This is a genomic window from Mucilaginibacter aureus (assembly GCF_053514885.1).
On the sequence record NZ_CP170601.1, the window covers coordinates 3,115,293 to 3,129,350 of the forward strand.

The 14,058-nt window shown below is 44.3% G+C and carries 15 protein-coding genes; 8 read left to right on the forward strand and 7 right to left on the reverse strand.

Annotation, left to right across the window (positions count from 1 at the left end; all coding sequences use genetic code 11):
* Positions 1-14 precede the first annotated feature (14 nt).
* Positions 15-971: a PepSY-like domain-containing protein gene (locus ACFGVR_RS13285; RefSeq protein ID WP_448697737.1), complete on the reverse strand. Its 957-nt coding sequence runs from the start codon at positions 969-971 to the stop codon at positions 15-17.
* A 192-nt stretch (positions 972-1,163) separates the two neighbouring features.
* Here ACFGVR_RS13285 and ACFGVR_RS13290 point away from each other — a divergent pair, with 192 nt between their 5' ends.
* Positions 1,164-2,207 carry an acyltransferase gene (locus ACFGVR_RS13290; protein WP_448697739.1) on the forward strand — a complete coding sequence of 348 codons (1,044 nt, stop codon included), beginning with the start codon at positions 1,164-1,166 and terminating at the stop codon, positions 2,205-2,207.
* Here ACFGVR_RS13290 and ACFGVR_RS13295 read toward each other — a convergent pair whose 3' ends face one another.
* Positions 2,208-3,545: a right-handed parallel beta-helix repeat-containing protein gene (locus ACFGVR_RS13295; RefSeq protein ID WP_448697741.1), complete on the reverse strand. Its 1,338-nt coding sequence runs from the start codon at positions 3,543-3,545 to the stop codon at positions 2,208-2,210.
* Between the two features lie 153 nt (positions 3,546-3,698).
* Between ACFGVR_RS13295 and ACFGVR_RS13300 the strand changes: the two genes are divergently transcribed.
* Together ACFGVR_RS13300 and ACFGVR_RS13305 are read left to right on the forward strand one after the other, a co-directional pair.
* Positions 3,699-3,920, forward strand: a complete 222-nt coding sequence (locus tag ACFGVR_RS13300) for a CDGSH iron-sulfur domain-containing protein (RefSeq protein ID WP_448697742.1) — start codon at positions 3,699-3,701, stop codon at positions 3,918-3,920.
* Between the two features lie 9 nt (positions 3,921-3,929).
* Entirely contained in the window at positions 3,930-4,223 is a 294-nt protein-coding gene (locus ACFGVR_RS13305; protein ID WP_448697744.1) for a hypothetical protein, read from the forward strand.
* A 21-nt stretch (positions 4,224-4,244) separates the two neighbouring features.
* Here the strand turns inward: ACFGVR_RS13305 and ACFGVR_RS13310 are convergent, their stop codons facing one another.
* From ACFGVR_RS13310 to ACFGVR_RS13330, 5 genes are all read right to left on the reverse strand, one after another.
* Positions 4,245-4,469, reverse strand: coding sequence for a hypothetical protein (locus ACFGVR_RS13310; RefSeq protein ID WP_448697745.1), 225 nt, complete (start codon positions 4,467-4,469; stop codon positions 4,245-4,247).
* A 132-nt stretch (positions 4,470-4,601) separates the two neighbouring features.
* A complete protein-coding gene (locus tag ACFGVR_RS13315) occupies positions 4,602-5,345 on the reverse strand; it encodes a YdcF family protein (protein ID WP_448697747.1) in 744 nt (247 codons plus the stop codon).
* A gap of 57 nt (positions 5,346-5,402) precedes the next feature.
* On the reverse strand, positions 5,403-6,731 hold the full coding sequence (locus ACFGVR_RS13320; RefSeq protein WP_448697749.1) for an APC family permease: 1,329 nt from the start codon (positions 6,729-6,731) through the stop codon (positions 5,403-5,405).
* Positions 6,732-6,743: 12 nt separating this feature from the next.
* The gene (locus ACFGVR_RS13325; protein WP_448697751.1) at positions 6,744-7,352 is read right to left on the reverse strand and encodes an NUDIX hydrolase; all 609 of its coding nucleotides are present in this window, start codon (positions 7,350-7,352) and stop codon (positions 6,744-6,746) included.
* Positions 7,337-8,146: a tRNA pseudouridine synthase A gene (locus tag ACFGVR_RS13330; RefSeq protein WP_448697752.1), complete on the reverse strand. Its 810-nt coding sequence runs from the start codon at positions 8,144-8,146 to the stop codon at positions 7,337-7,339. The genes ACFGVR_RS13325 and ACFGVR_RS13330 overlap by 16 nt, the downstream gene beginning before the upstream one ends.
* 132 nt (positions 8,147-8,278) lie before the next feature.
* On the opposite strand from ACFGVR_RS13330, the gene ACFGVR_RS13335 reads away from it, so the two are divergent.
* The 5 genes from ACFGVR_RS13335 to ACFGVR_RS13355 all read left to right on the forward strand — a co-directional run bounded on the left by ACFGVR_RS13335 (position 8,279) and on the right by ACFGVR_RS13355 (position 13,824).
* Entirely contained in the window at positions 8,279-9,430 is a 1,152-nt protein-coding gene (locus tag ACFGVR_RS13335; RefSeq protein WP_448697754.1) for a hypothetical protein, read from the forward strand.
* Positions 9,431-9,433: 3 nt separating this feature from the next.
* Positions 9,434-10,009 carry a Crp/Fnr family transcriptional regulator gene (locus ACFGVR_RS13340; RefSeq protein ID WP_448697756.1) on the forward strand — a complete coding sequence of 192 codons (576 nt, stop codon included), beginning with the start codon at positions 9,434-9,436 and terminating at the stop codon, positions 10,007-10,009.
* A gap of 70 nt (positions 10,010-10,079) precedes the next feature.
* Positions 10,080-10,523 (forward strand): carboxymuconolactone decarboxylase family protein, encoded by a 444-nt coding sequence (locus tag ACFGVR_RS13345; protein ID WP_448697757.1) that lies wholly within the window; start codon positions 10,080-10,082, stop codon positions 10,521-10,523.
* 39 nt (positions 10,524-10,562) lie between these two features.
* Entirely contained in the window at positions 10,563-10,934 is a 372-nt protein-coding gene (locus tag ACFGVR_RS13350; RefSeq protein WP_448697759.1) for a nuclear transport factor 2 family protein, read from the forward strand.
* Positions 10,935-11,049: 115 nt separating this feature from the next.
* Positions 11,050-13,824 carry a T9SS type B sorting domain-containing protein gene (locus ACFGVR_RS13355; RefSeq protein WP_448697761.1) on the forward strand — a complete coding sequence of 925 codons (2,775 nt, stop codon included), beginning with the start codon at positions 11,050-11,052 and terminating at the stop codon, positions 13,822-13,824.
* Positions 13,825-14,058: the final 234 nt, after the last annotated feature.

The window sequence follows — 14,058 nt, forward strand, 5'->3', positions numbered from 1 at the left end:
AACCTCACATTAAATTACCTTAGAACTGTAGTTTTTACAAAATTACCGCCGGCATCAAATTGAATAACCAACCGGGTATTGTTAGCATTGATGAAAACAAAATAACCTTTAACTACCTTATTTACCGTTTCGGCAAATGCTTTATCAAACACATACCCAGGAAAAGTAGCAGTTAAATAGGCAGTAGCTGCGGCAGGTAATGCGCTTTGCGCGACAGAAGCATGGCGCCCGGCATGCAGATAGATCTGTACGCGTTTAATAAACGTTCCGCCCGAAGTAAAAGCAGTGGCAAATAAGCCATTATCGGCGCTGATGACGATATAAGTAGCATCAAAATTAACAACTGCGTGCAGCAATGTATCGGCAGGATAGCTGGTAGCAAAGTACGATTTGATAGCCGCCGGTAACGCACCTACGGCTAAGGTATCTTTATGTCCGCCATCACGGTCGCCAAAGCAGCCGCCATCATGCCAACCCTTACCTTTCAGATCATGGCCTTCGCGCTGCTCTAAAACCGCTACAAAAACACCGCTTGCATTAAACCTTAAACCAACCGGTTTACCATTGTAGGTAATTATCACTACATAACCATTGGCCGTACCGCTTGCCGTGGTAATTTTAAATGCTTTTTGAAAAGTATAACCTGCGTAATTTGCAGTTAAATATTTGCCTATGGTATCGGGTAAGCTTGTAAAGGATGTAAGCGAGTCCTTTTTTGCACCCGGCGGATAGCAATTGACCACAAAAATTCCGCTGGTTACAATAGGTGTGGTTACCACCCCTGATGGCGTAGTGATGGTAAGCGTAGTATTGGCAGACGAAGATACCTGTATTGCCGCTGCTGCAGTAATTGTTGCGTCAGCATCGGCGGTAGGGTTATTTGTAAATCCTGATTTTTGGCAGGAGTATAAACCTGTTAAAGAGATAAGGCCAATAAGCAGTAAAAAATTAAATTTTGTCAGCTTTTTCATTTGTTTAAGTTTTTTAGGTTAAAACAATCAGGTTAAAAAGGGTGGCCGCCCATTATTATAATGTAAACGTATTGCAGTTAAATGAAATCAACATGAAGAAGGATTTTTTTCGATTTTTTTTGATGACCCATGTATTGAAGGTGGCGATGTATGCTTACAGCCATTAAAAAATTATATTTTAGCACATAATATATGCCTGAAACCAAAACCGAACAGTTCGACTGGATAAACAACCTGCGGATAATTGCTCTTTTCGCGGTTATTGTGCTGCACACTACTTCGCCGGTGCTCGAAACCTATAACAAAGGCCCGCTGGATACCTGGCTGGTTGGCGATCTTTATAATTCGCTGGTACGTTTTGCCGTGCCGGTTTTTGTAATGATAACCGGCGCCCTGATGCTGCACCGTGAGTACGAGCTGGGCGATTTTTTAAAGCGGCGGTTGAGCCGGATAGTAGCACCGTTTTTATTTTGGAGCGGCGTATATATAGCCTATATGTATTATAACGAAGATATTGATTACCCCGGCGATTGGTGGCTTTGTTTTAAACAGGTAATGCACTTTTTACGCGATGGCGCGTCGTACCATTTGTGGTATGTGTACATGTTGATAGGTTTATACCTGATTATGCCGGTTATCAGCAAGTTTGTGCGTAGCGCATCGCCAAAAGAGATCAGGTATTTTTTAGTTGTATGGTTGTTGGTAATGATGATAGAACAGCCCTATCTCAATAAATATAAACCAGGGCTTGATCTGCGTTATTTTGAAGGTTTTATAGGTTACCTGGTGCTGGGGCATTACCTGGCATTTACAGAGTTTAAAATACCCCGGCTCAAAGCATGGATGTATGCTTTGTTTTTTGTTAGCTTAACGCTGATAGTAGCCGGAACATATCTTTTATATCACCATTACAATGGGATAAGTACGATCATGTACGAGCCCATCAGCCCATCTATTATGCTTATTTCGGCAAGCATATTTATGATCGGTAAACTATCCAAACCAAAAATACCGCAATGGGTAGTTAAGGTACGCGATCTTACAGGTACCTATTCATTCGGGATCTATCTAAGCCATGCCCTGATACTGCAATTGTTAGATCAGCAGGGATTGAACTACAAACTATTCGCACCCATGCTGAGTATACCGGTAACGGCATTAACCTGTTTAATACTGTCGACGTTGCTGGTATACGTGGTCAATAAAATTCCTTTCGGGAAGTATGTATCGGGTTGATCAATAATTATATTTCGCCCCTAACTCAAAACACCCCAAATCGGGTGCTGCACCTTTAAACGGAAACCCAATGTCAGCGCCTTTGTCAATAAACCTGCTGCCGGGTTTTAATTTCATAAAATCAACATCGGGTAAACTGCCGTCGGCTTTGCGTGGGCCGGTCAGTAATGCTTCGTTTAAACTTACAAAGTCGGCATCAGTGGCATCAAGATTTAGATCAAAATAGTTATTGGCAACATCACTTTTGGCTTTGTCCAGGTTTTGCAGTTCGCTGCGGCCTTTATAACCCAGGTTGTTGCGCATTTTTTGATTGTAACCCGGTACATCAACGTTCGGGTCATCAAGCAAACGGTTCAGCATATTAAAGTTGATGCTGTTTTTGTAGGCCGTATTATTATACCAATTATCGCCATTAATATGGTGATTGGCATAAAAACCACTGGCTTTATTGCCCACTGCCAAACAGAATTGAACGGTATGGCGCGGCACCGGGTTTGGTATTTCGTTAGCGGGTCTGCGGGCAAAACCACCAGCCTTAAAACCGTTACCATCGCCTAAACTTTTAAAATCGGTACCCAAACCGTTATACATTGCCCAGCAATGGTCAAAAGTTACCGATTCGGCCGAGTTGATCACATCGTAACCATCATCGCTGTTAAACCACGCGCGGCAGCCTTTAAATACATTATTAACTGCACCCGGCCGCGGATGGCAGCCAAAGCCATCGGTATTGCCGCCGCGGCCGGTTTCTGAATAATAATCCCAATTACGGTAAGCGTCGCAGTTGAGCACCAGGTTGTTTGAGCCGTTGAGCAGGTAAAAGCCAATGGCCATGCCATCGTGCATGCTCAGTAACTCGTAAATATTGTTGCTACCCTGGTTCTCAAAGCATTCGGACTGGGTATGCGTTTTAATGGTTACCTGTGTGCCAATTACCTCAATGCCTTTTAAATGTATCCACGACCCTGAAACGTAAAACACGGTAACACGCAAACCATCTGGCTTAATAGCCGAAAGATCAAAAACCGGCTTTTCATTGGGATAGGCCCAGTATTTAATGGGTTTACCTTCGGCGCCGCTTTTATCCAGGTAAGTTACGTAGGCCCACTGGCGTTCTTTTTTGGAAATTTGTTCGGGCTGCATGTGGTAGGTGCCGCCGCGCAGGTAAACAATATCGCCGGGGCTGGCCACACTTTGCGCTTTTTGAACAGTAGCGAAGGGCTTATCGATAGTTCCGTTATTGGCATCGCTGCCGTTAGGTGCTACATAATACGTTGCGGCAAAGGTTAACGATAATTGCAGCAGAAAAGTAAGTAAGAGCGTAAATTTTTTGATCATTTTTTTAGGGCCTTAGGTTGGGCTTAATTAATTGGTTGTAAGACATAAATGTCGGTACAATGGTTTAACCGGGCATCCTGCCGTATCCTGTATCATTTTTATTGCAATTGGTTTTTAAATTAATCGCCTATCTTTAGGGCATAAAAAAAATACATGGCAACTAAACTCACTATAAATAACAACGGTTCGGTAAAAATTGAAGGCGATTTTGAAATTGTAGATATGCAAGGCGATAACTATGGCTTACAGGGCCGTACAGTGGTTTCTATCTGCCGCTGCGGATTATCAGCTAACAAGCCTTTTTGCGACGGATCGCATAAGGGCCACTTTGAGCATAACGCTGTTGCCTTCGATCTGCCGCCACGTAAGGTATAAACAGTATTTATGGATATCCTTAACGAGCAGACCATCGCTTTAAAAAATGTAATTGAGGCCCAGCAGGCGGTGATCAGTTCGTGGGAAGCCGTATTTGGTTCGGTTGAGGATACCATATTAACCCTGGTAAAGCAAAATTTAGAGTTAAAGGTAAGATTGCTGCAAGAAAAAGACCCTACCATTAAAGTACCTGAAGATATTTACCAGGGGATGGATATGTTAAAAGAAAGGTATCACCAGGGAAATATTTCGGCGCTGGAATATTTTGAGGGGTTGGATGCTATTCTTACGGCGATAGCTTAGGACAGAGAAGGGAGAAAGGGATCAGGCAGAGTGTTTAAAATTGCCTGCTACAACTTTGCCAAAATTGTCTTTATTGTTGTTGTTATTCCATTTTTCAACATTAATAAAGCTATCCACAACTAAATTTTTACACTCATCAGTAAGGCACCTAACAGTCCACACCTTTTTATTCTGTTCAATAACAGGTCTTTTGCCGCAAATTTTGCAGTCTTCACAAAAGAAGTTTTTTTGAATTTCGTAACTCATTTCAAACCTGATTAAAGCACCTCATTATCAATAACTTTTCAGTTAAAAACTATTGAGGTAACAAAATTAATTAAATATTAAACAATTACAATCGGTGTTTTCACGGTTAATGTAATCCGTTATTTAACCCAGCTATTTTAAATTTGCAACTACATAGCCTACCATTTCTTTAATATACGTATCCCAGGCAGATAGTATTCCGGGTTTGGGTATAAATTCAGTGAGTGAAAAACCTTCAAAAACTGAAAAGTACTCAGCCGGATAAGGCACAACAGGAATGCCTTCTTTTTTAAAAATGTATAAAGCGCGGCGCATATGGTAAGCGCCTGTTACTAAAAGGAATGGCGGGTTTAAATGTTTTACTTGTAAAATTTTTTTTGAAAATGCCGCGTTTTCAAAGGTGTTGCGTGAGTTATGTTCCACCAATATAGCACTGTCGGGAATATTGAATTTTAATAATTCTTTGTGTACCCAATCAGCTTCACGAAAACCATCGGGCCTTAAACTGGCGTTACCGCTGCTGATCAAAACGTGCGATACCGTGCCCGTAGTTTGTAATTGAGCCGCCTCAACAAAGCGGTCGCACGATTCGTTAAAGAAGCCGTTGCCATGAGGATCTTCGGACGCAAAACCACCCAATAAAATGGCACAGCTGTATTTACCGCTAAGGTTAGTTGCCGGTGGGTAGTTCCAAAATCTGGCAAACCGGCGCAATAAAAACGGATTGGAAAAAAGCAGGAACACGATAGCCGAAGCGACGAACAGGCGTTTTTTTAATTTTGGCCTTTTGCTTATCAGACCAATAATCACTAAGGCGCATACCCAAAAAAACGGGGAGATGAGAAAAAGCAGAATTTTTGAAAATATAAAATACATACCAACAGTTTAAAACTTAAAAATAGGGGTTTAAAGTTTGCCCTGTTACGTTGTGCGTTAAAATATTGTTTCGTGTTTTTTTAGATGAGGTTTTTTCCAGGTAACCAGCAGCCATACAACCGGTGCGCTTAACAAGGCCAGTACCGCTACGAGTGCCGGTTGCCAGGCTTTATCTGTCGAGCTGAATATGCCTGTTATAGCTATGCCATACACGCTTACCGGAAATAAGATCATCAGGCAAATGCCCGGGGTATTTAATTTTACCTTGAACGGCCTGTTGATATCCGGGAATTTTATACGGAGCTTAATAAGTGCGGCATATTCTAAAAACAAGCCTGCGCCATAAATGGTCACATCAATAATAATAAGCTCTTTAAACCCTAAAAGGATCATGATGCTTACCACCGCCGAGCAGACAAGTATAGATACATAAGGTGTTTGAAACTTGATATGCAGTTTGTTGATGCTGCTGTGTAATAGCTGATCATTAGCCATGGCTTTGGGCAGGCGCGATACCGAGAGCAGATTTGCCGCGTATAAACCCAGCGCGCTTGCCATACCACCCAGTGCTATTAAAGTACCCAGCCATTTACCGCCAACTAACGCCGCCAGTGCAGGGTAACCTTCCTCGGTTAATTGTTTAGGATTGATATGCGACTGCTGCGAAACCAGTACCACGCAAAAGTAAACCACAATAACCAATACAAACGCTATGGCAATAGAAACCAGGTATGCACGTACCGGCTTTTCAACCTCGTCGGCATAAGTGGTTACGCTATCCCAGCCAAAACAGTTCCACATTATGGTGTATAGGCCAAAGCTTAACGACGGAAACTTAATGCCGTTTAACGATGGCGGAGGGGTTTGCAAACCGCCTGTATGGTGGTAAAATGCCAGGCCGAACATGATCAAAAACGGTGTTAGCACCATTGCACTTAAGGCAACGGTAAATTTACCTACCGGCAGTATACCCCAAATGTTCAATATAGCCGATATCCAGATAATGGACAGGCAAACTGCGATCTTAACATACAGCAGGTGCTCAAGTTGAGGGAAGAAGAACCCGGCATATTCGACAAACAAAACCGGGTATATGGCCAGGTCGACAAAGGTGTAGAGCCAGGTCCACCAGCCTTCGCAAAAACCCCAAAACGGGCCTAAGGCGCGTTTTACCCATTGGTAGTAGCCGCCGTTTACGGGCATCATGCTGTTCAATTCGAGTACAGTAAGGATGGCCGGTACATCCCATAATAATGGCGTTACTACAACAAGCAACAGCGCCGCGTGCTGGCCTACGCTGTCTAATAACGGTTCCAAACCATACGGCCCGCCCGATACGGTGAAGAATATAAGGGCGACAAGCTGTATGATGCGGATCTTTTTCAAACTTGCGGATAGTTACAGGCCAAAAATTTCAGGATACATTATCGAGGCCTTTAAAATAAAGCAAACTGAGTCTGTAGTCCAGATCTCGCCATTTTTTACCATCTGCAGTACCTGTGGTGCAGGCATCGTGATCAGTTCTATCACTTCCGATGGATCGGGTTTTTGTACGGAGTTAAACTCGGCATTAAACAGTAAATAACCATAGGTTACCTGTTTTAGCTTGGTGGGGTTAATGGCTATTTTGCCCAGGGAGATTAATTGAGCGGCTGTAGTTTTGATCCCGGTTTCTTCTTCCATTTCGGCTATAGCCGAATCGATGAGGCCTTTGCCCGGTTGCTGCATGCCGCCAGGTAGTTCGAGCAGTATATCGCCAAGGCCGTGTTTGTATTGTTTAACCAGCACAACTTCGTGCTGTGGGGTTAATGCCAGCACCTGTACCACATCGCCTAAAGGCGCAAAATAATAGTCGTTTAAAATTTGTCCGTCGGGTAGTTTTACCGTTTCGCGCGTAAGTGGGAACCATGGACTTGGAGAGAGGTCTTCCTGCTCCAAAACCGTCCACCTTTGTATGTTTTGTATGGCCATTGCATCAAATATAATTGTTTTTAAACGGCCAGCCATTCGGTATCAAGGTTATTTTGCAGCATGGCGGCAAAAGTAGTGCCCGGCAAAATGTCCAGATAGGGGTAAATCACTTTAGTAAGATACAGGCCCTGTGGATATGCAGGAACGATGGACTGTGGTTTATCCGGATGAATAAGATATTCATGAAACTCATCTACACTTAAATTACCTATGCCTATTTTGAGCAGGCGGCCAACTATTGTTCTGACCATTTTACCCAGAAAGCGATTGGCCGAAACGTTAAAGCGTATTTTACCCGACAGGTCGTCGGTAAACAGTGTTGCTGAGTAAATGTTGCAGATGGTATGCTCGTTACGGTCGGGACTTTTACAAAAAGCTTTGTAATCGGTATACTGCGTAAGTAAAGCTATTGCAGCTTTGATGTGATCAAAATTCAAGTCTTTTACAGGATAGTAAGAACTGAAATTATTGAGGAAAGGATCTTTACGGGTATGAATAAAATAGTCGTACGTACGGCTAATGGCATCAAAACGCGCATGAGGCAAACCTTCCATCGCAATGATGTCAAACACCGCAATATCATCGGGTAGTACTTTGTTTAGCCGGAAAAGCAGATCAAACGACCAGGGCTTATCCACATCCATGTGAAAGAAAAACTGGGCCGCATGCACCTGTGCATCCGTTCGGCCGCAGCCAACAATAGCAACCGGTGTTTTTAATATTTTGCTGATGGCCTGCTCTAAAATACCCTGTACGTTTAAAACACCCGGGTGCTTTTGCCAGCCGCCATAAGCGCGACCATGATAGCCTATATGTAAAAAATATCTCAATTAATGGTTTGTATCAGCCCATAAAATTAACACAAAACCTTATACTTGTTACAATGCGCAGGTAATATAGTGTACTATAAATTACCTATATTTCGCTCACTTATCAGCATAGATGACTAAAAATTAAGATCAATGAACAGAGAGTTTACCGTATCAGCCGGATACAAAATATTTTATGCCTTTTTGGCCCTTTTAATGGTGGGTGGTGCTGTGTTTTTTATCGCAAAAGGCGATCAGGGCAATGCCGCTATCTGGGTACTGCCATTGTTTTTACTAATAGCCGCTATGGGGATTTTGCTTCCCCAATTAAAGAAAAGTGTTATTGTTACCGATACCACCATTACCAATGTTGATCTTTTTAAGACAACCGAACTGGCTATAGCCGATATTAAAGGTGTGCGCATTGGCCCGAAAGGGAAGACCATTTATATTGAGTCGGCTTCGGGTGCAAAAAAAATATCCATAACCAATTATCGTGATCTTGCCGGTGGCACTGAGTTAAGAACCTGGCTGGAGACCAATTTTGCCGACCTTAACGACGTGGATTACAAAGATGAACTGGCGCATATATTGAGTGATAACCGCCTGGGCGTTAGTACCGAAGAACGGCAGGCACAACTGGACAGGGCAAAATATATATCATGGGCCTATAACGGTATAGGGGTGGTATTGTTCCTGTTATCGGTATTTTACCGGGAAAAAGAAGCACTGATAGAACCGGTTTTGCTGATATTCCCCATCCTGAGTGTTTTTGTTGTGCTGGTGAGCAACGGTCTGATCAAAATATTCGATAACAAAAAAAGCCCTTATCCACACATATTTTTTGGCTTAATACCGCCTATGTTAGCGCAGCTCATCAATATTGGCGGCAACCATGTTTTAAGTTTTAATAACTTTTGGATACCATTTGTGTTGCTGAGTTTGTTGATAGTTGGCGTTTTTTATTATGTGGACCGGGCAAATAACCATTCGCCGGTACGTGGCCAGATCATTATCATGATCTTTCTTGGAGGCATGTATGGTTTGGGCAGCGTGCACCAGCTTAACCGCATTTATGATAAATCGCCCGAGCAGGTATACCAGGCTACAGTAACAGACGAATATGTGAGGCACGGTAAAAGCACCAGCTATAATTTAAGATTAAGTGCGTGGGGGCCACAAACCAAAACCGAAACGGTATCGGTTTCGCATGCCATGTACGATCAAACACCTATTGGTGCAACGGTTACACTGCATTTGCATAAAGGTTTTTTTAATATACCGTGGTATACCGTTACACCATAAGCTATGTACCCGGAATTACTGGAGCATATCAAACGGTTTGTGCCCTTAACGGCAGATGAAGAGCAGTTGCTTTGTGCTAAGATCGAACATAAAACGCTAAAGAAAAAAGAGTATCTGTTACAGGCCGGTAAATTGTGCCGAGGTAGTTATTTTGTAGTAAAGGGTTGCCTGCGTTTGTATTTTGTTAATGATAAGCTGAATGAGCAGATCATCCAGTTTGCGATCGAGAACTGGTGGATGGCCGATTATGACAGCTTGCTTAATAAACAACCATCGCATTGCTATATCCAGGCGGTTGAACCTTGCGAACTGCTGTACCTAGCAGAAAAAGATCAGGCTGAACTTTTTGAACAGATCCCCAAGCTGCAAACTTATTTCCGGATCATCATACAAAAGGCTTACGTAGCCTCGCAGCGACGCATCGGGTTTATATTTAACCAAACTGACGAGGAACGTTACCGGCATTTTGCCAAATTGTTTCCGGGTTTTATACAGCGCGTGCCGCAATACATGCTGGCATCGTACCTTGGCTTTACACCGCAATTTTTAAGTCGCATCAGGGCTAAAAAAATCAAGTAATTTCTTAACCGCGGTTCATTTTTTCGGAGGTACTTAATGCTCAACTTTGTTTTAACAAAACAATAAAACAATGAGCAATCGTATTAAAATTAACCAGGCCGAACCTGAAGCATACAAGGCCTTGCTGGCGTTCGACCACTATGTAGAAACATCATCGTTAAACCCAAAACACAACGATCTGATCAAAATAAGGGCATCGCAAATTAATGGTTGCGCTTATTGTATTGATATGCATACCCGCGATGCCCGCAAAGCAGGCGAAACCGAGCAGCGTATTTATGCTTTGAGCGTTTGGCGCGACACCCCGTTTTTTGACGAACAGGAGCGGGCTATATTGGCGCTGACTGAAGAGGTTACCCTGATAGCCGGGCATGTATCAAACGAAACCTATAACACCGCGGCCGCACTGTTTGATAAAGTATATTTAAGCCAGATCATCATGGCTATCATTAATATCAACTCATGGAATCGTATTGGTATTACCCTGGCAATGGAACCGCCACATGCAAAATAAATTAAACGATATGCTGCTGTGTTTGTTAACGTATAAATAATGATGATGACAACACAATCAGATCAGGATAGCATCGCGAAAAGCATGGTGCTATCCTTTATAGCAGCACTTAATAAAGAGGATTTTGAGGCTGCGCGCAAATTTATGGCTCCCGATATGAAGTTTGAAGGTGTGATGGGCTCGCGTGATAGCGCTGACGCCTATATAGCCGATATGCAGCGCATGAAGTTTAAATACGATATCAGGAAAATATTTGCCGACGGTGGCGATGTGTGCCTGTTTTACGATATTAATATGGGTGCGGCTACCCTGTTTTGCAGTGGATGGTATAAGGTTGCTGAGCAAAAAATCACCTGGTTTAAGGTTGTTTTTGACCCACGGCCTTTATTGGAAAAGCAGGATAAAAACTAAGCCCCCTGTAAAGGGATCAAAAAACTTGCTGTAAATTTGATATACCCTTTTGCTAAAAAAGCATAAGGTTTTTGATCATTTTTTGATGATCATTGAGAACCGATATTGCCTAAGTGTGCGTAAGCTACTCCTGATATTATTTATTTCTTTTATTAGCCTGAAAGCGGGGGCAGTTACCATTACCTCGTTCGCACCCATCATCGGTTCAGCAGGAACGCTGGTGACCATAAAGGGCTCGGGCCTCAATAATCCTACTTCATTTAAAATTGGTGGTGTAACTGCTATCGTGATATCCAATACTGGCAGTACCCTGGTTGGCATGGTTATGCCCGGGGCCACAACGGGTGCAGTATCGGTTACAACGGCAACGGGTACTGCAAATGGGGCAATTAATTTTACGGTAACGTCAACAACCTATGTGCCTTACCAGCAAGTGGGTAGTAAAATGGTAGCCGGCGATTATAAAGGCACCTCGTACCAGGGTTCGGCTGTGGCGGTAAGTGCCGATGGCAATACGGCCGTTGTTGGCGGCGATGTGGATGATAACTATATGGGTGCTGCGTGGATATATACCCGTAATGGCAATACCTGGATACAGCAGGGGCCCAAGCTGGTTGGCACCGGGTATACAGGCAGGGTTGGGCAGCAAGGCGCCTCGGTTGCCATAAGCGCCGATGGTAATACCGTAATGGTAGGCGCACCGCACGACGCGGTTAACATAGGCGCAGCATGGGTATTTACACGTACAGGCACCACCTGGACACAGCAGGGTAATAAACTTGTTGGAACCGGGCATGGGCCAATTTGCGGGCAAGGTACCTCGGTAGCGTTAAGCGCCGATGGCAACACCGCCATGATAGGCGGACCGCTGGAAGGCGGTGATATTGGTGCGATATGGGTATTTACCCGTAATGCCAATACCTGGGCACAACAAGGCAATAAATTAACAGTTAGCGACAATATAGGCCTAACCGACCTGGGGCGCTCAGTGGCTTTAAGCGCTGATGGTAATACCGCTATTGCAGGCGGTTATTATGATAATAACTACATTGGTGCAGCATGGTTATTTACCCGTAGTGGCAATACCTGGGTACAGCAGGGTAATAAACTGGTGGGTACCTTTGCGGGGATCAACCCTTATCAGGTGCAGGGTACCGCGGTGGCTTTAAGTGCCGATGGCCATACAGCTATTGTTGGGGGTACATCAAACAGTACGTACTTTGGCGGGGCGTGGATATACACGCGTACCGGTAATACCTGGACGCAACAGGGACAACAACTTAGCCAACAATTTCAGGGGGCGTGGGAAGGTATATCTGTAAGCTTAAGCGCCGATGGCAATACCGCGTTAATTGGCGGGCACGTTTTAAATAACTATGAAGGCGCGGCGTGGATATATACCCGCAGCAATGGCAACTGGGCCCTGCAGCAGCAAATAAACGCTACCGATACCATTGGTGCTGCCGAGCAGGGCATATCGGTATCATTAAGCGCCAATGGCACAACGGCGTTAATAGGCGGCAGCGGCGACTTTAATTTAACAGGCGCGGCGTGGGCATTTACAGGCCCGGTGTTAACGCCTGTTGCTACAACCCTGGCAGCTACTTTGGTGGGCGCAAACAGCGCTGTATTAAATGGCACGGTTGATGACGGAGGTAGCGTAACCGCGGTAACCATTGAGTACAGCGTTAATGCAGACTTGTCGGGTTCGATCATCGCACCTTTAACTACAGGCTCCAGCCCGATGGCGCCCGGTACGGGCACTGTTCCGTTTAGCAGTACACTAAACGGATTAAACCAGGCGACAACTTATTATTTCAGAATAAACGGCGCGAGCAACTATGGTACCGATAATGGCGCTATTTTTAGTTTTACCACCCTGCTGCCGCAGGCCATCAATTTCCCCCCGGTAGCAACGGTAACCTATGGCTGCGCCGATATTATGGCGGGGGCAACAAGTACTAATAGTGGTATCCCCATCAGTTATTCAAGCAGTAATACCTCGATAGCCACAACGGGTGCCAGTGGCAATATCCACATTACCGGCGCGGGTACGGTAACGGTAACAGTGTCGCAGGCGGGCGATCAGATCTACAGTCCGGCAGCATCTGTAAGCCGCACTTTTACTGTATTGCCTGCAGCGCTGACCATCAAAGCGGATGATCAGACCCGGGTTTATGGGGTGGCTGATCCGATCTTTACTTTTACTTATACCGGCCTGGTTAACGGCGATAGCGCCGGTAATTTAGCCGCTCTGCCTATCGCAACTTCGGCCGCTGTTATAACTTCGCATCCCGGCAATTACACCTTATCGATATCAGGTGCGGTAAGCCCTAACTATACTATAACTTATGTACCGGCCACGCTAACCATAACCAAAGCACCACAGATCATCAGTTTTGACCCTATCCCGGTGCAACGGATAGGGAGCCATCGCACCACGGTAAATATTACCGTAAACTCGGGCTTGCCTTTGGTTATCAGTTCGTCATCGCCGTTGGTAGCCACAATAAGCGGGTCTGTTGTAACTTTTAACGGGACAGGACATACCACGATAACCGCCAGTCAGGCCGGCGATATTGACTATCTGCCCGCAAGCAGCAGCCAACTATTAGAGATCGTACCGCCACCTGTTATGCCCACAGCTTTTACGCCCAATGGCGATGGTATTAACGATAGCTGGAACATCAAATACATAGAAGGGTATGCTGATTGCACCGTGAACATTTATAACCGTAACGGGCAATTGGTGTATTCGGCCATTGGTTACGCTGTGCCGTGGGATGGTCGTTACCATAACAACCTGTTGCCTGCCGGAACATATTATTATCTGATAGACCTGAAAGGGAATAGCGGTACCATGAGCGGTGCGGTTACCCTGATCAGGTGAGTTGTAAAAAGCGGAACTCCGGCACTTATAAAAGCCTATATTTTGAGAATTAAATTGTTATAATGTGCTCAAAAATGCGTATATTTAAGGGTAGCGCGAGGCTGTTTGGTTATTGGTTATTGGTTATTGGTTATTGGTTATTGGTTATTGAGTTATTAAGTTACTGGTTATTGAGTTATTGATTATTGAGTTATTAAGTAAATTGGCTGGGTTGTAAAGTATGAAACGAGCGAA